The organism is Paenibacillus sp. FSL R7-0189, from assembly GCF_037969925.1.
Classification (GTDB): Bacteria; Bacillota; Bacilli; order Paenibacillales; family Paenibacillaceae; genus Paenibacillus_AQ; species Paenibacillus_AQ odorifer.
Window position 1 is genome coordinate 591,295 of the sequence record NZ_CP150223.1, and the last position, 21,529, is coordinate 612,823.

Consider the following 21,529-nt stretch of genomic DNA (forward strand, 5'->3'; position numbering starts at 1 on the left):
ATCTGCCGATTTCTCTAAACGCCAAAAGGGCTCTGGAATGGTTCTACTGAACCTACCCAAAGCCCTGGCTTCAAATTCTTACTTTTCAGTCTTAATTGCTAAAAGATTGTATAGAACCATTGCGCTCTCAGCTCGAGTTGCTGAGCCTCCCGGAGCGAATTGCTGGTCACTTCGACCCTGGATAAGTCCAAGGGCTTGGGCAGCAATGATCGATTCACGGGCCCATGAGGCAGCCGCACGCAAGTCACCGAATTGGATTACAGGCTTCGGTTCCACCTTTTTCCCGCTGACATATTCGTAGGCTCGCATCACCATGACCGCCATCTCTTGGCGGGAAATAGGGGCTTCTGGAGCGAAGAGAGTCTCACTCACCCCATGGACTATCCCCGCCTCTACAGCCTGCGCCACTTCCTCCGCATACCACTCATCCGCAGATACATCCGCAAATGCTGTAGATGATTTCCCTTCAAGTCCCAGCAAGCGGATCAGCATAGCTGTAAATTCTGCACGGGTCACTGACCGGTTCGGCTCGAAATTCCGAAGTCTGACTCCTTGAATCAGATGTTTGGCCGTTAGCTCTTGTACAACCGCCGCCGCCCAATGTCCAGAAGGAACATCGTCATACGATTTGTTGTATTCCAGCACGGCATATGTGCCTAAGTGTTCGGTGCGCAGAGCCACCTTGCCCTTCAGCCAGGAACCGCCCGCATACTCTATATTTCCGGAATCCGGAAAATAATAGCCGCCGAGCAAATTCCTTTTGGCCTCAGGGTAGGCGTTAAGCTCTAATGTAACGGGCTCAACAAATTTGGGAAGTATGCTTCTTGTACCGTCACCAGCAACAATATACAGGTTAAAGAGAAGGAACTCTCCTGCCTGGTTTAGCACTGCACCAGATTTCTTCTCTGCGCTAGCTAGTATTCTCTGCGCCGCTTCCCCATTCACCTCAGAAGCCTCCAGAAAGATCTGGCTGCCGGCCAATTGCTCCGCAGGAATCAAACCCCGCAATTGTTGAAGCACCGCTGCCGGAAGGGTCACATTAAAGTTAGAAGCCTCTACCCGAAGCGGCTTCTGTTTGAGCATGTCTGCTGCCATCCCCGGCAATACTAGCATTCTCAATTTACCCTCGTAGACAATGGCTTCCGAAAGATCGTTCAACGAAGCTGCGTTTAGTTGCAGCCGCCCCGCCGTTACCTCCGGTACGGAAGGCACTTGTGGTTGCGGACTCGGAACAGTTGAAGTAGTCTCTTCCGCTTGTAGAATCTGAAGCCTCAGACTGCTCTGCCGTCCTCCGTAACTTGCAGTAATCACAGTCATGCCCGGATCAAGTGCTTGCAGCTGCCCCGTTGCCGTTACTGTGGCTACCTTCCTGTTACTGCTCTCGTAGATCACACCCTCGGTTACCGTAAGGTGGCTATCATCACTATATACCGCCGTTGTGACCACCTTACCGCTCTGCCCTATTTCCAAGGATGTCGGACCGCTTAACGAAATAGAGACGAGCTCCGGCAGTTGTCCATACACCTTTAATAAATAGGAAGCGGTCATGTTGTCATATACGGATGAAATAACCGAAACGCCCGGTCCTTTAGCTTCAATATGGCCATCTTTGCCTATACTTGCGACGTTAGGATCGCTGCTCTCATAGACTATACCTTCGGTTACTATATAACGGCTGCCATCGCTGTACACTACCGAAGTAACCGCCGTTCCGGTCTCCCCGACAGCCAGGCTTTCCGGGCCGCTAATTGCCGTTGAGACTCTTTCTGTAGGCTCCATGACTGTCACCTGAAGCTGTCGGAAAGGCTCTACATTTCCAGCCTTATCCACCGAACGATAATCGATCCCGAAGGTTCCGGGGTTCTCGATATATACGCTCTGAGTAACCGTATTCCATGCACCACCATTGAGCCGGTATTCTGTCCGCTTGACTCCCCAGCCGACAGCTCCCCCATTGGATTGGTCGGTGACATCAAAAGTGATATTGACTTTGCCCTTATATGCGCCCCCTTCTCCTGTTTCTCCAAGTATGGTAGCCTTCGTGACTGGAGGTGTTGTATCTTCCGGCAAAATTTCCAGATACGCGGCATATTTGCCATTCTCATTCTTACGGCTTCTTATGTCTGTGGCGAGATTATAGCCTACCTGCCTAAGAGCCAGACTTATCACCGGATCGGAAGGGAACTCCGTGCCAACCCATGAGGTAATATCGAACTGCCGCCACTGCTCCGGTCCGGAAAAAGTCTGCAGCGCAGCTTGAGTACCGATTTTTGGAGCATTATTGTAATTTAGCGTTGCCTCCGTCCAATCATCATCTTGGACTCCAAATACACCGATATCGGACAAAGTGCCTGCCCCGTCATTTGTCTTTCCGAACACATTCAGCTTCACAGAACCAACTTCACCGAGAAATGGACTCAGATCGAATTTTAGATAAACCCTTCTGTCTGTGTCCCCGCTGCCATTTCTGATCTGCAAGTAATTGACCGAACTATAATTGACTGCAGCTTTCGATCCTCCATTGACATACGCATCTTCAGAAACATACAGCTTCGTTATTGCCGCTTCGTCTGGTTCCGAATCGGAAGGCTCAGAAGGCTCGGCATTCGGATCAATTCTGAACTTGACAACATGGCTTTTTCCTTTGGACCCGCTGGTATGAATTGCGAGTTCAATCCTCGGTGAGGTCTGCAGTACCGTTACGGTTGGATCTTTCATCAGCTCTTCCAGCGCGGTTCTGCCGACATCCACATTCACCACAGATTGAGACTGTGTCGGATCCGAAATGGCTATCGTCAGTTCATCTCCAGACTCCTTGATAATAATGGAGGCTGGATGATTGGCGCGCACGGATTCGATCATTCCCGGTACCCAGAAGTTCATAGCCGTAAGTCCCAGCTTCTGTTCCTTGACGGCTTGCACACTATCCGTGTTGGCTATAATTTCGATGTCAGGACTACTGCTGTAGCGCGCTGTCGCCGTTTCATCCTGATTCGGCAGAAGCACATACGAATACGATTGATTCACCGGATTCGTTCCTTGAGCAATCGACAGGCTGGCATAATTTCTCGTAATCGGCTCCGTTGATCCCCCTTGATTAATATCCTTCCATGCGCCAGTCCGAGACTCACGCAGACCGTCTATCGTTGGGGCATCAGGGAAATAATAACCGATTCCCGAGCCGGGAACATTGCCTTCCAGATGTGCCCAATGCACCTGATTCATTGACTCAGACCAACCCAGCGCGGATGGCTTGGCCTCTCCGTTGACCGTAAGTACATTGTCTCCGCTCGCCTTGAGCTTACGGTTATCTACGATGGTCTCCACCTTGCGGTTATCCGTGCTTGTAATGCCTGCCCCAAGTGCTACGATTTCATCATCGAACATGAACCAGGACTTTTTACCGGACAATGTGCTGTTATCCGGATCCAGATCCATGCCGGCCGCTCCATAAAGGCCGTCTATGGATGATCCTCCCACCCATGTTTTAGATGTAGTCTTGGCTGCACCGCGACTTGCCCCATCCGATGTAACCCCAGGCAGACGATAAGCGTTCACGGTCGGCCAGAATGCATCTGCATATTGATCCAGATCCTGATTATACAGATAGGTCATGCCTTCGCCTGTATACCAGCCCTTCAGATTCTCTGTGCCCGCTTCATAGTTGGCAATTCGGGCCGAAGACATGCTGATCCCAAAGGCATATCCAGGCCGATGGTGGACAATCCGGTCCATAGCCGAAAACTGCTTATGCACAGTAAGGTCTCCTGATGGCTGCACCTCTGGATCGTCCATAAGCGTCTGGAGCAGAACAATATCGGCTACTCTTAGACCGTCGTAATAACTTTCTACTACCGTATCGGCTTCGAACCAATACTTCACCATCGATTTAAATCGGGCCGCTTGCTCCGGTGGCGCGGAAGAAGCCAGCCGCAAAATATGCGACCAAGGCACGAGCTGCCGGTTTCCCCGGGCTATCGATCTACCGAACACCATATCCATCATTAATTTTCTGTAGACGAGAGGTTCATAAGAATCCGTTACCCAGTTGTATACATTCTTCATATTGGTATCAGTCAGCGGCCAAGAGGACCCTGTCAGCAAAGTCATCATTTTCATCATATCGCCAAGCAATACAGCCCCATAACTGCCGGTATAAGCAATATTATTATGCTGGATAAAGGAGCCGTCCTCATAAAATCCGTCTCCGCGGGTCACATAGGGTAATACTTGGCTAACTGCATCCCGCCCTTGTTTGATCTTCGCGCTGTCACGATTATAAATGCCCCTCAAGACCACTGCCAGTGCTTTATCCAGCCGATTCGCGCCGGTTTCCATCAACGAGGGTTGATTGGTCCGTTTGGTTGGGTCCGGGCAGAATTTATCAATGGCTTTGGTATATTTGGTAATCTGATCGGCTGACAAATACTCGAACATTAAGGTCATCGTATCTCCCAATGCAAGCGGAATGCCGATCTCCCATTCGAACCAATTGCCTTTCTCCAGTTTAGTTTCGTTATACCAATTCGCGTATAAGAAATCTAAACCATCCAGAATATCTGATTTCAACTGCATATTCTCGTACAATGGTGAGCCGGATGTCGAAAAGGCAATAGCCATATCCTTCAACCGGTTATAAGAGGCTGCCGTATCAAAAGCATCCGCTGTGCTGCCCGGCTTATCGCTCCATAAATAAGTACGGTTCATTTGCTTGTTCATCGTATCCCAGAATCCAGTTCGCTCCTGATTACTGATCTTATCGGATAAAGTCTTTATAGACTTGGCAATGTCCGGGTTATTCGGGTCGAAGGATTGCCCTCCGGTCAAATACTCCACCCATCTTCCACGAAGCTCGTCATATTCGTCTTTTGGAGTCTCTCCTTCAGTAATATTAAATTTCAATACATGCGTTGCCCCTATAGAATTCTTCACATCCACCGTTATAACTGTATTTCCCGAAGCTTGCACTACATCCGTCTTGCTATCTTTGCTGAGCAGTGTCAACCCCGGTATATCCAGTTCCAGGGACAATAGGTTTTGCGACTGAGTAGGATCAGACACCGAAACGACAAGCTCCTGATCGATCTGCCGAATCATCACGGAAGCTGGATTGAGTGCCTTGATGGAATCTACCGTTCCTGGATTCCAGAAATTAGCGGCGGTTATGCCCAGCTTCTTCTCTCTGACCGCATGCACATCCTCTGTATTGCGCAGCACTTCGATATCCGGGTTGCCACTGTAATCCTCAGTACCTGAAATGTCACGATTAGGCAACAGAACATAGGAGTATGAGCCATTCGTAGGCGTATCTCCATGCTCAACTGCCAGGCTTAAATAGTTGCGCGTAATGGGAACATCGGATTGAGTGGCATTAATCTCTTTCCAACTGCCGGTTCTGGCTTCACGTTGCGCCAGTATACTTGGAGCTTCAGGGAAATAGTAGCCCACGTCGGCACCTGACACATTACCCTCCAGATGGGCCCATTGAACGTTCTTTAACGTCGCTGACCATCCGGACTGTGACGGTTCTACAGCTCCGTTGATTAGAAGTTTGTTGTTTCCCACTTCGTTAAGCATCCGGTTATCGATAATCGTCTCAACAGACTGCGGGCCGGCAGTTGATTTGGAAATTCCCGAACCAAGCGCCACAATCTCATCATCGAACATAAACCAGGATTTCTTGCCTTGCAAATCGCTACCGGTCACTTGGGAGAGTGAGAAATCCATACCTGCTGCACCGTATAGGCCTTCCAGCGACGATCCACCCACCCAGGTTTTCGGATTCATGTAACTTTTCCATTCCACAGGCACCATTCCCTGCCCCGATCCATCCGTTGTCGTGCCAGACAAGCGGTAGGAATTGACGGTAGGCCAGAAGTCATTGCGGTATTGGGTCAGATCCTGATTGTATAAATAGGTCATCCCAATCCCCGTATACCATCCTTTCAGGTTCTCGTTGTTCCCTTTCTCAAACGCCGAGATGCGATTCGAGAACAGACTCAAGCTGAAGCCGTAACCTTCGCGTAGATGAACCACCCGGTCCATGCCGGCGAATACCTGATTCTTAATGAGAGCTCCTCTTGGATTGATCTTCCCGTCATTCATCAGCTTTTTCACAATCGTTATATCGGCAAGCGACAACCCTTCATAATAATTGCCGGATGTCATATTCGCTGAAATCCATTCTTTCGCCGCTTGCTTAATAGATACTGCAATATTCTCCGGAGCAGTTTCAGCCATCCGCAGCAAGGTGACAATTAACCCTCTTGCGCTGCCGCTTCCTTTTCTAGATATACCTCTGCCATTTACCGAATCCATAAAATGACCGTTGTAGATCACCGGCTCGTAAGTCTGAGCCACCCATTCGTAAATGTTCAGAACATTCGGGTCCGTTATTGGCCATGGAGAATCGGTCAGCAGATAAGACATGTCCGCCGTCCCTTTGAGCCAGACCGAACCATATCCACCCGTATAGGCAATATTATTATGCTGAACGAGGGAACCATCCTTATACACACCGTCACCATGAGTCGTGTACACATACTCGGAGCCAATGGAATCACGGCCCTGAATGATCTTTGCACTGTTGTTGCCAATCACGCCTCTTACCGTGACCACAAGCGCTTTATCTAGTAGATTTGCTCCCGTCATCTTCGTGCCCTTAACGCCAAGAACCGACCCTACTTTGGGGTCTGGACAGAAGGCATCAATAGCCGCAAGATACTGATTGATTTGCTGCGGTGTTAGATAGTCATACATGAGCACCATAAGATCATTCACAATCTGCGGCGTGCCAATCTCCCAGTCCCACCAGTTCCCATAAGCGCTTTTGCTCGGATTATAGCGGTTTGTATACATCCAATTGATTGCGCTTACAATATCGTTCGCCAAAGCGCTGTTGCCGTAAAGCTCCGATCCCTCCACAGAATAGGCCAATGCCATAGTCTTCAAGCGATTGTAAGCGCTTGTAATAAACTGCGAATCTGTAGTGCTCGCGGTATCACTCCACAAGGAAGTGCGGCCGGAGGATTTATCCATACTCTCCCAAAGTGCAGCAGCCGATGCAGCCTGAGCGCTAATACTAGCAGCTATATCAGGATCACTCCCATCGTATTGACCACCACTTAATCGGTCGTACCATTTCAGCCTCAGTTTATTGTAGGCCTGTATCGTGTCGGGAGCTTCGACAGTAACCAGACATTCAGCTGCAAGGCTACCATCCGGTGTGGCGATCTTGATGGTCGAAGAACCGATCCCCGTACCCATTACATTACCAAGTGCGTCCACAGTCGCAGCTTCTGGATTGCTCGAAGTCCACACTACCGTTTTATCCACCGCCGTTATAGGGGATAAAGTCGGCAGAAGTGCAACCGTGTCCCCTTTGACCATAGAAAAGGCCGTACGGTCTAGCGCAATTCCTGTAAGACCCGCATATTCCTCCAATGCGATATCATCTATCCATAGCTTTCCTTTTCCAGTCTCCAAAAAAGGCTCGATGACTAGCTTCGTCGCGTTAGCCGGCATAGTTAGAAGTACTTGCTGCATACTCCAGTCCTGTGTGCCTGTTATTTTGGGAGAGGAAGGTCCATCTCCCACTTTGGCAGTATTGTAATACTGTGTTCTAAAGTAGGCTCCCTGTCCAGTGACGTTGTCCGTCTTTAACCAGACTTTAAGTCTGTAGGATTTACCGGGGATAACCGAAGTTACCCCCTGATTGATGGAAATCCTGCTTGTGGCAAAGGCATCGAACAGCATGGACCGGGTTCCTTCATGCGCAGTGCCAGCGTCTATCTTGATATTCGCTGTTTTATTCGTGCCTTTCCCACTACCTGTAGGGACCCATAAGCTCCAGCCCACCGGAGCAGCGTCTGTAACCCCTGTCCAGGTTGAGTCAAGGGCTGTCGTTGTATTCTCAAAGCTTCCGTTAAGCATAAGATTTGATGCAGCCGCAGATGCCCTGCTATGCGAGGGATAAAGAACTCCCCCACAGGAAGAAAAAAGATCAACAATGAGAACTAATACTAAAAATAGACTTGGTTTACGCATTTGTTCACCCCAATCTTAGAATTGGTTAAAGCTAAAGGCATCTACAAGTTATCATCCTGCACAAAATTCAACACGGCGTCATCGACGGCCGAAGTTCTTCCCAGATCAGGAAGGTTCACAAGCTCAATCTCGCAAGTCTCCGCACGGCCATGCAGCTCCAAAAGAACCAGCTCATTGCACCCCTTGCGCAAGAGTGGACCAGGGATATATAGCGCCCGCTGCGGTCCAACGTTCCAGTAACGGCCCAGATTAAATCCGTTAATCCAGGCGACCCCTTTATTCCATCCATCGAATCGTAGAAAGGTATCGCCAATCTCCTCCGCCTCGAAGCTCCCCCGGTAGAATCCGGGCAGACCCGAAAGGGGCGCAGCTTGCTGCTTCTCCACCGGATGCTTCTTGTACGCTAGTGAAGCCAGCTGTTCCTGTTCCAACGGCAAAGTACGAATCGTCCAGTTATATTGCAGCTGGTTATCAATCCGAACCCCGTCCAGAATCCCTTTCGGATCGCGAATGAGCGGCCCGTAATTGATTCGTCCCATGTTCTCGACGAGGATATCCAGCTGCGCTCCCCCAGCGGGGATGGAAAGTTCCAGTGGCAGCGGATTCCAGCGCTCAATCACCCCAAGCACCTGTCCATCCAGGAAGACCTGCGCCCGATCGCGCACGCCCTCGATGTAAAGCTTCTGTCTGGACCGCGGTCCCTGCACAAAAGTGCTGTACAATATAAAACCATAGGATTGTCCGAGCTTCTCCATCGGCTGTATACACACGCTGTTCACCGTCTCTAATAACTTCTCCAGATTGGAAGCCGTGAATAGTTCCGCTCTTTCCGTCAAAGCGACTTTCCCGTAAGAAATCTTCGGAATCGGCTCAGGGAGTGGACAAGTCGGGGCAAATCCATGGTTGCTGAGTACCGACCGGACAGCTTCAAATTTCGCCGTCGTATCTCCCCATTCCGTGAGCGGGGCATCATAGTCATAGCTTGTAGTCGTTGGCTCGTAGGTGACGATATGATTCGCACCATTATAGAAACCAAAATTGGTTCCACCATGGAACATGTACATATTAAATGAGGAGCCCTGGGTCAGAATCTCATCCAGAACACCTGCTACATCCCCGGCATCGCGTACATGATGATCCTCCATCCAGTGATCAAACCAGCCGTTCCAGTATTCCATCACCATAAGCGGCTCTTCAGAGCGGTATTCCCGATATTTGCGGAAGGATTCCTCTGTACTGGAGCCGAAATTGACTGTCGCATGCACATCCTCCAGTGTTCCGCCGAGCAACATCTCATCAGTTGGCCCGTCGGAAGTAAAGAGCAGCACATCGATCCCTCTGCTGACCAGTCCATCACGCATATAGCCCAGGTAGCCACTGTCATTACCATAGCTGCCATATTCATTTTCTACCTGAACGGCCAGAATTGGTCCGCCATGTGTGGAGAGCAGCGGAACCAGCAGAGGAATTAGCTCATCGTAATAACGGTCTACCTTGCTTAAATAAAGAGGGTCACAGCAGCGAAGCTGGAGTTCCCCGTAAGCTAGCAACCAGCCCGGCAGGCCTCCGAACTCCCACTCCGCACAGATGAATGGACTCGGTCTGACAATAACATGAAGCCCAAGCTCCCCAGCCAGCTCGATAAAAGATACCACATCGGCCATGCCATCAAATACGAACTCCCCTTCTTTAGGTTCATGTATATTCCAGGCGATGTAGGTCTCCACGGTATTGAATCCGCAGGCTTTCAATTTCAGCAGCCGGTCTTTCCAATATTCAGGCACAACCCGAAAATAATGAATGGCTCCCGATACGATACGATAAGGCTGTCCGTCCAGCAAATAGTGTCCGTCGTTCCAGGTGAGCAGGCTCATTATCGACAACCTCCTTTATTAATATTTATTCTAACGATTCCCCGCAGTGGTAGACGGCAAGCCGTCTGATCTTGGGGCTTGCGGCAGCTTCTGACACCCGTAAGCGGATTTTCTCTGCGACAACCGGAGGGAAGGCGTCGATTTTCTTATGGCCAATCGAACTGCCACGCTTCAACTCCAGCCACGCTCCGTTGCTGTACGCTTCCAGCATATATCCTTCTACTCTTTCGCCGTAAGCGATATCCTCCATAATCTCGACATGATCAATCACAGTAGCTGCTGGCAATTCCAGTTCAACAATATCTCCAGTACCTGCTGTTACCGCCAGAGCCTTGTCAAATCTGCGTCTTATCTCCTTGCCGAATTCCAGAAGCCGCTGCACATCAGCCTCCGGAAACAGCCCGCGGTTGTCAGGAGCTACATTGAGCAGCAAAGTTGCCCCATGTCCAACCGAACGATAATAAATATCCATTAGCTGCTCCAGAGACAGCAGCAGATGCTCCTCCTCAGGATGCCAGAACCAGCGGTCTTTACGGATGGGCACATCGCATTCCGCAGGCACCCAGCTCGGCGTTCCGGGAAGCCAGTTCAATGAAGCTTCACTGAACATGCTACCCCGCGCAGAATTCGCAGTGTTCCAGCATGGATAAGGAGCAACGCCATCCTCATTGCCAACCCAGCGGATCGTTGGTGCCCCCATATTAAACACCATGGCGCCTGGCTGATGGCGCTTGATCAGATCCATAATCCGCTGCCAATCGTAATTGCGGCCCTCCGACCCTGCGCCGTCGAACCAAATTTCCGTAAGCGGACCATAGCCCGTAAGCAATTCCTGCAATTGCAGGGCATAGAAATCATCGTACGCTTGCGGATCTGCATAACAGGGCTCATGTCTGTCCCACGGAGACAAATAAATGCCGAAGCCAACTCCAAGTTCACGGCAAGCCTCCGCGCATTCCTTGACGACATCGCCGCGCCCTTCTTTCCATGGGCTAGAAGCCACAGAATAAGTACTTGTCGCAGTCGGCCACAAGCAGAAGCCATCATGATGTTTAGCTGTCAGTATAAAATAACGGAATCCAGCTTCTTTGGCTGTACTAACCCATTGGTGGGCATCCAAATGAAGCGGATTGAAGACCGCAGGTGAATCATTGCCTTCTCCCCACTCCTGATCGCAAAACGTATTGATGCCAAAATGGCAAAACATCCCCAGCTCCAGGTCCTGCCACTCCAGCTGTTCCCTAGAAGGCAGCGCCAATTTCTCTTCCGGCTTGTTCTGTGAAAATCTGCTTTCCATCATTTCTACACTCTCCCATATGTTTGTGTAGACCCAATATATAAATAAGGCTTTGGAAAGCCAGTTGATGACCTTCCAAAGCCTCGTCCACAACTTGTGATACTTGCTTATTCCCTGTTTATTTGATGACACCTTTTTCGTTGATAATTTTTGTTGCTTCATCAACCATCCATTGCTGCACCTTATCAATCGATTCATTTCCAAGCATAAATCTGCTGAAGCCGTCATCGATTATTTTGGTCAATTCGGACGTTGCCGTCGTCATCACCTGCGCACCATCAAGGAACTGGATTGCACTGTCAAAGAGTGTATATTTGAGTGAATCCATATCATACATATCCTCTTTGCCAGCTACCAGTTTGGTCAGCAAGGCTTCATTATCCGCTTTTTTATAACCGGAGAATTCCAGTCTGTTATCACTAACAGCCGTTGACATAAATCTCATCAGTTGGAAAGACGCCTCTTTGTTCTTCGAAGTAGCGCCCATCGCCAGCATATTGCCGCTGGTGAAGTATTTGCCCTCGTATTCTTTCGGTTCCGATCCTGCCGGAGGCACCGGTACCGGAGCAAAAGCTGTCTTGAAATCATGCGGATACTGCTCAGTATTGCCCGGATCAGCAATCGTCCAGTTACCAGCCAGAATCATAGCGGCTTCTTCATTAAAGAATTCCGTGCGGTAATTGAGCTTAGCCGCTAAAGCGTCTGCATAAGTTTTCGCAGATTTATCAGCAGACTCCATATCTTTGCGCAGCTGGAAGAAGTATTTATAGGTTGGATCCGCGAAAATGGTCGTCCCGTCATCATACACGAATGGATCTTTCATCATCGTTTGGGCCGGAGCGTTCATATACAACTCCCAGGTGTGGAAGTATGTGCCGTAACGTTTGTCTACGCCTTCACCTTTGGTCAGTTTTTTGGCATAGTCGCGATAGTCATCCCATGTCCAGCCAAAAGTAGGTACAGGCAGCCCAGCTTCATCCAGTGCATCTTTGTTCAGCATTACATAGTTGCTGCTCTTGGTATATTGCATCCCATAATAGTTGTTGTCTACCTTAGCATTCACATAATATTCATCCTCAGGAACGAGGTTATCCTTCTCATAGAATTCATTCAGCGGGGCAAGTGCTCCCCGGGTCGCCCGTTCAAGTACGCCTCCAAGGCTTGGTACCTGAACAACGTCAATCGCTTCGCCGGATGAAATCAGGAAGTCGAGTTTCTTCAGCATCTCCACAGAATCACCGGGAACGAGTGTCACATGCTCTACCTTGATATTTGGGTTCTGATCCATAAATTCCTGCAGCATGGCATCCGTGCCTGCTGATTGGGCTTCATTGTCCCAGTTGTAATATTTGATGGCGACTTGCTTGTCCACCTTGGTGTTCCCGGTATTCGTACTGGCTTCAGCACCGCCATTCTTCTCTGAATTTCCGGAATTTCCACAGGCGCTTAACGTTAAGGAAACCGCCAGCATGGAGCCTAGTACAACGGATAATCTTTTTTTGCCCTTTGTTTTCATTTTACTTCCCCCCGCACTGAAATTTAAGTATAGTGCCTTGTTCATTTCTTATTATAGGCACCCGCTGTACAGGCCAAGTGCACAATTTTGCTGTAGTAGGATCACATTTTTGACTTTTACCCTCTTTTGCAGACTCGCAAGTCAGCCCTTTACGCCTCCCAAGGAGATTCCGTTAATGACTTGCTTTTGCAGGGCAATGAACACGATGACCAATGGGATGATCGCCGAAACGGCTGCCGTCATCATAATCGCATAGTTGTTCGAATAATCATCTCGGAACAGTGTCATACCGAGTGGGATAGTGTACAGATTCTTGTTTAGCAAGAAGATCAGCGGATTCTGGTAGTCATTCCAGGTCCAGATAAATTTAATGATCGCCACGGTAGCGAGCACCGGCTTGCAGAGCGGAACAATGATAGACCAGAATATCCGCAAATGGCCTGCACCATCAATTCGCGCCGCTTCAATATATTCGTCGCTGATACCAATCATAAATTGCCGCAGCAAGAACGTGAAGTAAATGGAGAACATACTCATTAATACGATAGCAGCATGAGTATCATAGAGGCCGAACCAACGAATCAGCAGAAAACGCGGAATCAGCGTGGCCTGGTCAGGAATAATCATGAATGACAGCAGCGCCAGAAAGACCATATTCCGTCCTTTAAACTTGATTTTGGTCAAGGCATACGCCGACATAGATGAAATGATCAGTGTGATGCAGGTTGTAATAATCGCAACTTTAAAGGAGTTTAAATAGAAATGGGAGAAAGGTACCCGTCCCATCCAAACCATCTTGAAATTATACGCTACATTGATCTTCTCGGGAATCCATTGGATCGGGAAGCGCATTACATCTTTTTCATATTTGAAGGCTGCGGTAATCATCCAGATCAGCGGAATAAGAAATACAATGGACAAAGCCCCCATGATGCAGGTAGTGATCACTCTGGACATATTTTTTCTAATCAGTTGCATGTTAATCTCCCCCCTTTATTCTTCATTTCTCATTTTCCAAGTGGCTGCGGTAATCAAGCCGATAACAGCGAATAGCAGCCAGGAAATTGCAGAAGCGTAGCCCATGTTGTAGTATTTGAACCCTTCCTCATAGATCCTGAACACAAGCACGGTAGAAGAATTATTCGGGCCGCCTTCGGTCAAAAAGGCGATGATGTCGAACACCTTAAACGAGCCAATCAGCATGGTAATAAGCAGGAAAAATGTGGTCGGACGCAGCATCGGAACTGTGATGGCAAAGAATTTTTTCAGCGCGCTGGCGCCATCTATTTCGGCGGCTTCGTAGATTTCATCGGAAATATTCGTCAAGCCAGCCATATAGATAATAATGGTGTAGCCAAGACTCGCCCAAGAACTGATAATAGCAATGGATAACAGTGACGTCTTTGGATCAACTAGCCATTTCGGAGGGCTGGAAATTCCAAACTCCATCAGCAACTGATTGATCGGTCCAAGAGACGGATGGAACAATGCACTCCATACGGCAGCTATCGCAATAATCGAAGAAATATAAGGAATAAAGAAAGCTACTTTAAAATAATTTTTGAGGAACACACTGTTTTGAATCAATGCCGCGAGCACCAGCGCAATCGCAATCGGTATCGGCACGGTCATAATCATATAAAAAGCATTGTTCTTCAAAGCTTGAATGATACTCGGATCATGGAACATTTTGATATAGTTATCCAATCCGATGAACTCGATTCCTTTGACTCCCGACAATAGATCCCATTTCGAGAAGCTCAAATAAAGTGAGAATCCAAGCGCAAATACATTAAGAAAAAGCATCCCGACAATTTCCGGTGCCAAAAACAGCCACCCGGTTAAAGCCTCTTTCCGTTGCGGAGTCCAGAATTTCCGCTTCTCTTGCAGAATTTTTGGCACAGGTTGTTTTGCAGCCTCCACGTTGTATCACCTCGACAATTTGATTTGTCATTATAGTAATACATCCGCCTTCCGCAAGAAGGAGTGATTATGACCCGGAATGTGCAAGATTTTGACCTTTGTCCGCCGACAACAAAAAACCGCCCTAGAGGGGCGGCGCGTCTGTTCATATCATTAACAATTGTGCTTCTCAGCGTACCGAATGTTTGGATTTATATTCGCTTGGCGTTGTTCCTACATATTTTTTGAACACTTTTGAAAAATAGGTTCTGTCCGAATATCCCAGGCCGACGGCCAGCGACTCCAGGTTCTGGCTGGAGATTTTCAGCATTTTGGTAGCGACCTTCATCTTGTGCTGATGTACATAGTCCGTAAAGGTCAGGCCAGTCATGCGCTTGAAATAACGCGAAAAATAGCTTGGATCCAGAAACAGATAACGTGCCATATCAATTGAGGTGATATTATCGCCAAGATGCTGGTCGATATACTGCTGGATAAGCTGCAGCTTGGGCTCCTGCGGAGAAGCTCCTGTCACCTGCTGCTTGCTGCCTGTAATCTGTACAAGCTTTCTTTCCACCAGTTCCATCGTATCTTCAAGTGTGCGGGTCTGCACGAGATAGACGAACAGATCCTCATCGAACATCAGGCTCGTAAACATTAACTCGATGCCGCGGAGCATAAAGGATAAATCCCGGGCGAAATCGCCAGGATGAATAGACATTGCTTTTGCAGTCCTAGCGATTTCCTGTAGAGTGCTACGGATGGCTTCAAGGTCTTTTTTAATCACGGCCCGTTCCATCTGCGGGATATAGCTGTCCAGAAATCCTTGGGGAGCAGGCTGGAAACGTGGAGAAGCGATTTGCAAAGTATCCAGAACCGTGTAATCCGCACTTGCATAGAACTCGCATTTGTCCTGAACTATCTGCCGATGGATCTGACCAATCGCCTGTAGCTCCATTTTCTCTGTGACGGCAATAATGCCCGGTTGAATCTTAAGAAGATGGGAGCATTCAGAACACAGCCGCTGTAAATAATCATGAAAATGAAGACTGGCATTCTGCGCCAGATTCACACGGTAATTATATAAAATCACAATATTCTTTTGCTCCAAGAAAGGCGTAATCCCTTCACACGTTTCGGACAATTCCAAGGCTATATTGTAAATAGCATATAAAATAAGTGGATACTCACTCTGCTTGTATCGCTTGTCGAAGCTGGAAAAATGAATACTGACCGTGCCCAGCATAAACCACGGATACGTCCAGGATATGCCGATTTGCGCCGCATAGGCCAGTGTGGTTTCAGGCGGAGCACCGCCAATCACCCTTTGGAGCAGGTTCTGCCGGAAGAGCTGGCTGTTGTAGCCTGTCTCCCCATGGCTGATCAACCCGATCTTCGACTTAAGCAAGTGTACGGACTTGGCAAGGCTTTTCTCCAGTTGCTCTTCTGTAAGCTGGTCCTTGATTAAATAATCATCCACTTTCAGCTTTACCGCTTGCTGAGCATAATGGAAATCCTCATGACAGGTCAGGAAAATAATTCTGACCTCCGGCTTCATGCGGGTGAAGCAATCGGCTAGCTCAATCCCGTTCTTTTGCGGCAAACCAATATCCGTGATCACAATGTCAGGCTGCACTTCCTCAAACATTAATAACGCCTTGGCACTGGAATAGGTGCTGCCGACAATCTGCAAGCTATGTGCCTCCCAGTCAATCATCTGCTGAAGCACTTTGAGCATAGGAACATCATCGTCTATGAGCATCACTTTATACATCAATATCCCTCTCTCTCTGACAGATTAACCTGATGATTGCCTTGCGGCAAATACAGAGAAACGGAAACCCCTCCCTGCGGCAGATTATGCAGCGACAAGCGGGTATCCTGACCATAGGTCAGCCTCAGCCTTTGAACCACGTTCATTAAACCGACCCTTTGATAAGCTTCATCCTGTTCATCGTCCTTATACAGTAACCTGCGGTTCAGGCCCGCCAGAACTTCAGCCCCTGCACCGCAGCCATTATCTTCAACTTCAATCATGATCCCATCAGGGACCGTTCGCGAGCGAACGACAATACGCGGTGCCGGGTGGTCAACCAATCCGTGGACGATTGCATTTTCTACAAGGGGCTGCAAAATTAGCTTAGGGACGATGAGCTTCTCTGTATCCTTTTCCAGATCGACCTCCAGTTCAAGAGGGATTTCGTTACGGATCTTCATAATATCGATATAATGGCCAAGCAGTTTGCATTCTTCCCGCAAGGTAGCCGGTTCATTGACCTTCAAATAAGCCCGGAGCAGACTCATTAATGAATCGATGATCCCGCTATGCAGCTTATCTTTGGCCAAAATAAGGCTACATTTAATCGAATTCAACGTATTGATCAAAAAATGGGGGCGAATCTGCATAAACAGCGCCTCCAGCTCCATCACCCGCTTCTGTTCCTGCTCCAGCTCGATGTCGTGAATCAGTCCTTGCAGCTGGTCCAGCATAGTATTCAACGTCTGCCCCAGCTCAGCGATTTCATCCTTGCCCTTGACCTCCAGCCTGACATCAAGATTCCCCATCCCGAACTGGCGCACAACGCGCTGCAGCTTCATGATCGGACTATGCAATCTTTTGGCAATCAGCATGGAGGTAGCCGAAAAGACAATAAATAAGAGGAGTACCAAGCCAATGCCACTATAAAACGTCCGCGAGATCTGGCCCGACCATTCTTTCTCCGAAGCTTCATAGATCAGCTGCCAATTGGATTTGTCGATAGCTCTGGCTGTACGAACGCTTCCTCTCGCTTCCTTGCCTTCTGAAGCCAATTCTGAGTTCCCAGCGATCAAGCCTCCTCCAGAATCAAATAACGCAACCTTGCCAAATTCGACGGGTCCGAGCAATTTATTGAAATAGGATTCAGGAATTGAGATAAGCAGCACGGACACCTGCTGTTTCTCCCGGCTGTCATAGATTACTCTGGCAATATAATAGCTGCTGCTTTTACCGGAACCGCTGTCAGCCATCCCAAGCCATTGCAAGGTCTCCGGTTCGTGGATATTGACACGGCTCATCAACTTGTCCAGGTTAGCATTGATTACAGATAAATTCTCCGTCCCAGAGGAGATCACAAAGTGTTTCCGGTTGACCAAATACATGCGGATATTATTATTCAACGGCTTAGAGTTGATGAGCGAAAACACATCTTGAATTTGCGTAAAATGTACATAATCCTGATAGCTATTTAGCCGCTCAGTATCCGCAAATGACTTCAGATTAGCGCGGAAATTGGTATCGTTTACAATAAAATGGGAAGCGAACGTCACATCATCAATAGTTTTATTTAGTTCGTCAATCATAACGTTCAGGAAGTTATCGTTGCTGAGCTGCAGCTTCTCTACCATCGTATCCCGGATGAGCACGAAGGAGATGATCGATACTGCAATCAGCGGGATAAAAATCAGCAAAAGAAATGAAACCTGGATACGTCTATAGTAAGTGAATTTGAACATGTTTTCTCCGCGCCTCTCTCATGCTCTTTTCTTTTATTCTATCAGCCCGTTGTCCAGTATTCATACATTATCTGATTACCGTGACTTTCTTTTGACCGTCTGCAGAAACAATAAGCACTACTTCTCCAAAAATTTGTACGCCTTCCACTACATAGGAATCTAAATGACTGGATGGAATCTCGTGGCTGATCACGATAATATGCTCCTCATTCCTTTCGGGGAGGATGATACGGCAGGCCTCCGCCTGTGCAGCAGCCACCGGTTCACCCGTATGGCGGTAAATCGGCACCTGTTCGACGAGCGGACAGAACAACTCGCCCGCAGACTGCGGGTACAGCACCTGCATGATCGAGACCGTTCCTTTCCCCTTTCGGGAGTACACAGCATACTGATTGGGTTCCAGCAGATTATATTCGCGGGAGATTACCCCAGCATCAACCCTGCCCTGAAGACCATCAACATGAACAGGAAGGATACAAAGATTGGCTTCCCGCTCATTTTTGGTACGGCATATTAGCGTTCCATCTTCCATCTGAACCGTTCCGGGTGCAAAATGAAAATGCTGGGAAAATGTATGCTCCTGCCGGGAACTGAAGCTGTCCACCAGAAGCCAGTAAAAAGGCTTAATAAATAGGATCCTCCTTAACGGGTAGACCGGATCATCCAAATGACGGTAGCCGTCATGGCTGCCCTCTACATAATCAAAGTCCGGATGGCTGATCCATTGGCAGCCCGTTGGCTTCCCAATCTGAGAGAAGGACCATGTATCCGTGACTTCGGTAAATCCAATTCCGTCGACAGTGGTCGTATTATGGGCAGCGCTTTCTTTTAGCGCTTTTCTAAGTGGTGTATGATCACTATAGTTGTATCTGCCAAGATCGGTAAGCAGATCCCGCCCATAGGCATACAGATCGAAATGTAGCAGATCCGCGTGCCCATGTCCACCCCCAAGCGGTCCGCAGTGAAAATATAGGTACAAATCCTGCTCGTCCCAGCCCGTTCGCATCACATAATGTCCGGAATGTGCATAGGCGTGTGACAAGTTTGGCGGTAACTCCGCATTCAGCCGCTCGTAGCCCTCAACTCCATTTATCCCAAACAACCAGGCATTGTCATAATCCATTTGATCGTATCCGCCAAAGCGGAGTACAGCATCCTGAAATAACCAGCCCGCATAAGTCAAAAGCGAACGGATATCGCTGTCATCACTATCGCCAAGCATCGGCTGCCGGTGATTCGGCTTGGCCCAATATAATGAAGCGACAGCCATTTGCTGAACCTTTTGCTGAAATTCTTCCTGAAGCTCCAGTCCGTTCAATCGGGCTAAGCGGATGAAGTCGAGAAAACATACCAAAACCTCATGGTGATAGGTGGGCGATTGCTCCCAGTGGATGCCGTCCGCCATAATCTGAATTCGCGCCGTCTCTCCCAATCTCTCCTCACTGAGCTGTCGCCAGTTATTGGCACTAGTGAACTCAGGGAAGTAGAGCGCAGTTTGGAACAAACCACAAGTCTCCAGCACCCCCCAGTTGCTGATCTTCTTCCAGCCCGTAAACGATAAAGCTAAATATTGGCCGTGTTCATGGAGAGATATCATCACTTTGGCCAGCAGCGTCGGTGTGAGCAGCGGACTATCCTGTATATAAGACAGCGCTTTAATCCAGTTAGCACAACGAAGGCCCGCTTCAATTGTACGCCATGTCAGCGTATCATTCGTAGGCTTGTCTGGAACGGGGTTACGGTCTATCCAATCTTCAAGCTGGCAGCAAAATGCTCTCGCATAATCCTCTTTACCTGTTATCGTATACGCTTGTCCTAATGCCACCCAGTAGCGGTGGCGATTCAGCATATAAGCCCATTCTACATCCTTGTCTGGAACATGACGCCAGTCAATTTCTTCCTCAAAGGTAACCGGAATGCGGCTGCGCTCCATATCCCAGGGAAAACGAAAGAGAAACGTCTGCTCCACAACTTCATCCGCTGTCTTCATTACAGCTTCCCGCTCGTCTGCACAATAGCGCTGTACATAGTCAATAAGCTGCTGCTTCCGGTTATCCTCTATCCGCCAGCCCGGCGTGGTCCGGCGGGTCAAATACCGATGCAATTCAGTCAGCGCATCGTCCTGCCGAGCTTGGCTGAGCGCATTCTTCACTAGAGCTAAAGCGGGCAACTCAAGATCGAGCAGCGCAAAGACGGCATAGGGGGAGATTTGTCTGACATCAGCGTTCATACCAGTACCCCTTGTTGCCATTTTGCAGCCGTATCAATGCTTCGAGATAGAAATAATCTCCCCAGATCATGAAGTCATCTGGAGACAGATCGCCGCGCACATGGTAAGAACCATGCTTCAGCAGCCCCTCCGCCTCTTCGCCGAGCGTGGAATAGTTCTGCACAAGCGAAGTCATCGACTGCACTAATCCCTGCTGAAAATAAGCCCGCTCAGAATCCTCCCCATCCATTAGCTCCAGCAGTTCCTGTAGTCCGGCTGCTACTATTGCTGAGGCCGAGCTATCCCGGTAAGTATCCGGAGATACCGGAGCATTAAAATCCCAGTAAGCGACATGATCCTGCGGCAAATGCTCCAGAAAATAGCGGGCCATCCGCTTGGACGTTTCCAAATACAACGGATCTTTGGTATAGCGGTAAGATAACGCAAAACCGTAAACACCCCAAGCCTGCCCGCGCGTCCAGGTCGATCCGTTAGTAAAACCCTGGTGTGTGGCGCCGCCAATCGGCTCTCCGGTCTTCGGGTCGAAGAAAAACGTATGGTAAGAGCTGTCATCTCCCCGTACCAGATACCGTCTCGTTTTCTCCGCCTGCATGACCGCCACCTCCCTGTATACGGAATCACCGGTCTGTTCTTCTGCCCAATACAAAAGGGGAAGATTTAACAGACAATCAATAATGATGCGCCCGCCTTCCTGAGCATCCCCCTCCGGTCCCCATGCCTGAATATAACCGCCAGCTGTACGCCAGCGCTTCAGCAGCAGGTCTGCCGCCTGCAATGTCAGTTGACGCGCAGATTCGTCTTTATCTATAATCCACTGGGCTTTAGAGGATAACGAATACAGGAAGCCAATGTCGTGATGATCAAGCACGGTCTTTGCCGCGAAACGGCGGCGGAAATCTTCTACGGTATGGGATGCCGCAATACGGAAGCTGTCATCCCGCGTATATTCATAACACAACCACAACATGCCGCTCCAAAATCCGTTAGTCCAGTCGTCGTTGTTATTAAGCTGATAAGTTCCATTCCTGCTGACATGAGGGAAACTGCCCCCGAACCGGTCTATGTTCTTACGTACCTTCTCTATCGCATCTTCAATCGCACTGCTCCACATAAGTTCCTTGCTCCCTTCAGGTCTCCGTTTCTTACGTTTCATGATAAGGAGAGTGAAC

The 21,529-nt window shown here is 48.8% G+C and carries 10 protein-coding genes; all 10 read right to left on the reverse strand.

All coding sequences use genetic code 11. The features are described from left to right. Positions 1-78 precede the first annotated feature (78 nt). The 10 genes from MKY63_RS02615 to MKY63_RS02660 all read right to left on the reverse strand — a co-directional run bounded on the left by MKY63_RS02615 (position 79) and on the right by MKY63_RS02660 (position 21,471). Entirely contained in the window at positions 79-8,046 is a 7,968-nt protein-coding gene (locus MKY63_RS02615) for a polysaccharide lyase family 8 super-sandwich domain-containing protein (protein WP_339811443.1), read from the reverse strand. A 41-nt stretch (positions 8,047-8,087) separates the two neighbouring features. After that, positions 8,088-9,920, reverse strand: coding sequence for a beta-galactosidase family protein (locus MKY63_RS02620; RefSeq protein WP_339811445.1), 1,833 nt, complete (start codon positions 9,918-9,920; stop codon positions 8,088-8,090). Positions 9,921-9,945: 25 nt separating this feature from the next. Beyond that, on the reverse strand, positions 9,946-11,220 hold the full coding sequence (locus tag MKY63_RS02625) for an alpha-L-fucosidase (protein ID WP_339172434.1): 1,275 nt from the start codon (positions 11,218-11,220) through the stop codon (positions 9,946-9,948). Between the two features lie 115 nt (positions 11,221-11,335). Next, entirely contained in the window at positions 11,336-12,733 is a 1,398-nt protein-coding gene (locus tag MKY63_RS02630; protein WP_076192894.1) for an extracellular solute-binding protein, read from the reverse strand. A 141-nt stretch (positions 12,734-12,874) separates the two neighbouring features. Continuing rightward, positions 12,875-13,711, reverse strand: coding sequence for a carbohydrate ABC transporter permease (locus MKY63_RS02635; RefSeq protein WP_339811447.1), 837 nt, complete (start codon positions 13,709-13,711; stop codon positions 12,875-12,877). Positions 13,712-13,726: 15 nt separating this feature from the next. Beyond that, entirely contained in the window at positions 13,727-14,656 is a 930-nt protein-coding gene (locus tag MKY63_RS02640; RefSeq protein WP_051490863.1) for a sugar ABC transporter permease, read from the reverse strand. 169 nt (positions 14,657-14,825) lie between these two features. Then, the gene (locus tag MKY63_RS02645) at positions 14,826-16,409 is read right to left on the reverse strand and encodes a response regulator (protein WP_076224472.1); all 1,584 of its coding nucleotides are present in this window, start codon (positions 16,407-16,409) and stop codon (positions 14,826-14,828) included. After that, positions 16,409-18,130 (reverse strand): histidine kinase, encoded by a 1,722-nt coding sequence (locus tag MKY63_RS02650; RefSeq protein ID WP_076184730.1) that lies wholly within the window; start codon positions 18,128-18,130, stop codon positions 16,409-16,411. Before MKY63_RS02650 ends, MKY63_RS02645 begins: the two co-directional genes overlap by 1 nt. Positions 18,131-18,197: 67 nt before the next feature. After that, entirely contained in the window at positions 18,198-20,360 is a 2,163-nt protein-coding gene (locus MKY63_RS02655) for an alginate lyase family protein (protein ID WP_339811451.1), read from the reverse strand. After that, positions 20,350-21,471, reverse strand: coding sequence for a glycoside hydrolase family 88 protein (locus tag MKY63_RS02660; RefSeq protein WP_076104903.1), 1,122 nt, complete (start codon positions 21,469-21,471; stop codon positions 20,350-20,352). The genes MKY63_RS02655 and MKY63_RS02660 overlap by 11 nt, the downstream gene beginning before the upstream one ends. Positions 21,472-21,529: the final 58 nt, after the last annotated feature.

Excerpts from the sequence above, each read along its gene's own strand:
- MKY63_RS02615 (WP_339811443.1), bottom strand. The coding sequence starts at position 8,046 with ATGCGTAAACCAAGTCTATTTTTAGTATTAGTTCTCATTGTTGATCTT.
- MKY63_RS02645 (WP_076224472.1), bottom strand. The coding sequence starts at position 16,409 with ATGTATAAAGTGATGCTCATAGACGATGATGTTCCTATGCTCAAAGTG.
- MKY63_RS02635 (WP_339811447.1), bottom strand. The coding sequence starts at position 13,711 with ATGCAACTGATTAGAAAAAATATGTCCAGAGTGATCACTACCTGCATC.
- MKY63_RS02660 (WP_076104903.1), bottom strand. The coding sequence starts at position 21,471 with ATGTGGAGCAGTGCGATTGAAGATGCGATAGAGAAGGTACGTAAGAAC.
- MKY63_RS02630 (WP_076192894.1), bottom strand. The coding sequence starts at position 12,733 with ATGAAAACAAAGGGCAAAAAAAGATTATCCGTTGTACTAGGCTCCATG.
- MKY63_RS02655 (WP_339811451.1), bottom strand. The coding sequence starts at position 20,360 with ATGAACGCTGATGTCAGACAAATCTCCCCCTATGCCGTCTTTGCGCTG.
- MKY63_RS02625 (WP_339172434.1), bottom strand. The coding sequence starts at position 11,220 with ATGATGGAAAGCAGATTTTCACAGAACAAGCCGGAAGAGAAATTGGCG.
- MKY63_RS02620 (WP_339811445.1), bottom strand. The coding sequence starts at position 9,920 with ATGAGCCTGCTCACCTGGAACGACGGACACTATTTGCTGGACGGACAG.
- MKY63_RS02650 (WP_076184730.1), bottom strand. The coding sequence starts at position 18,130 with ATGTTCAAATTCACTTACTATAGACGTATCCAGGTTTCATTTCTTTTG.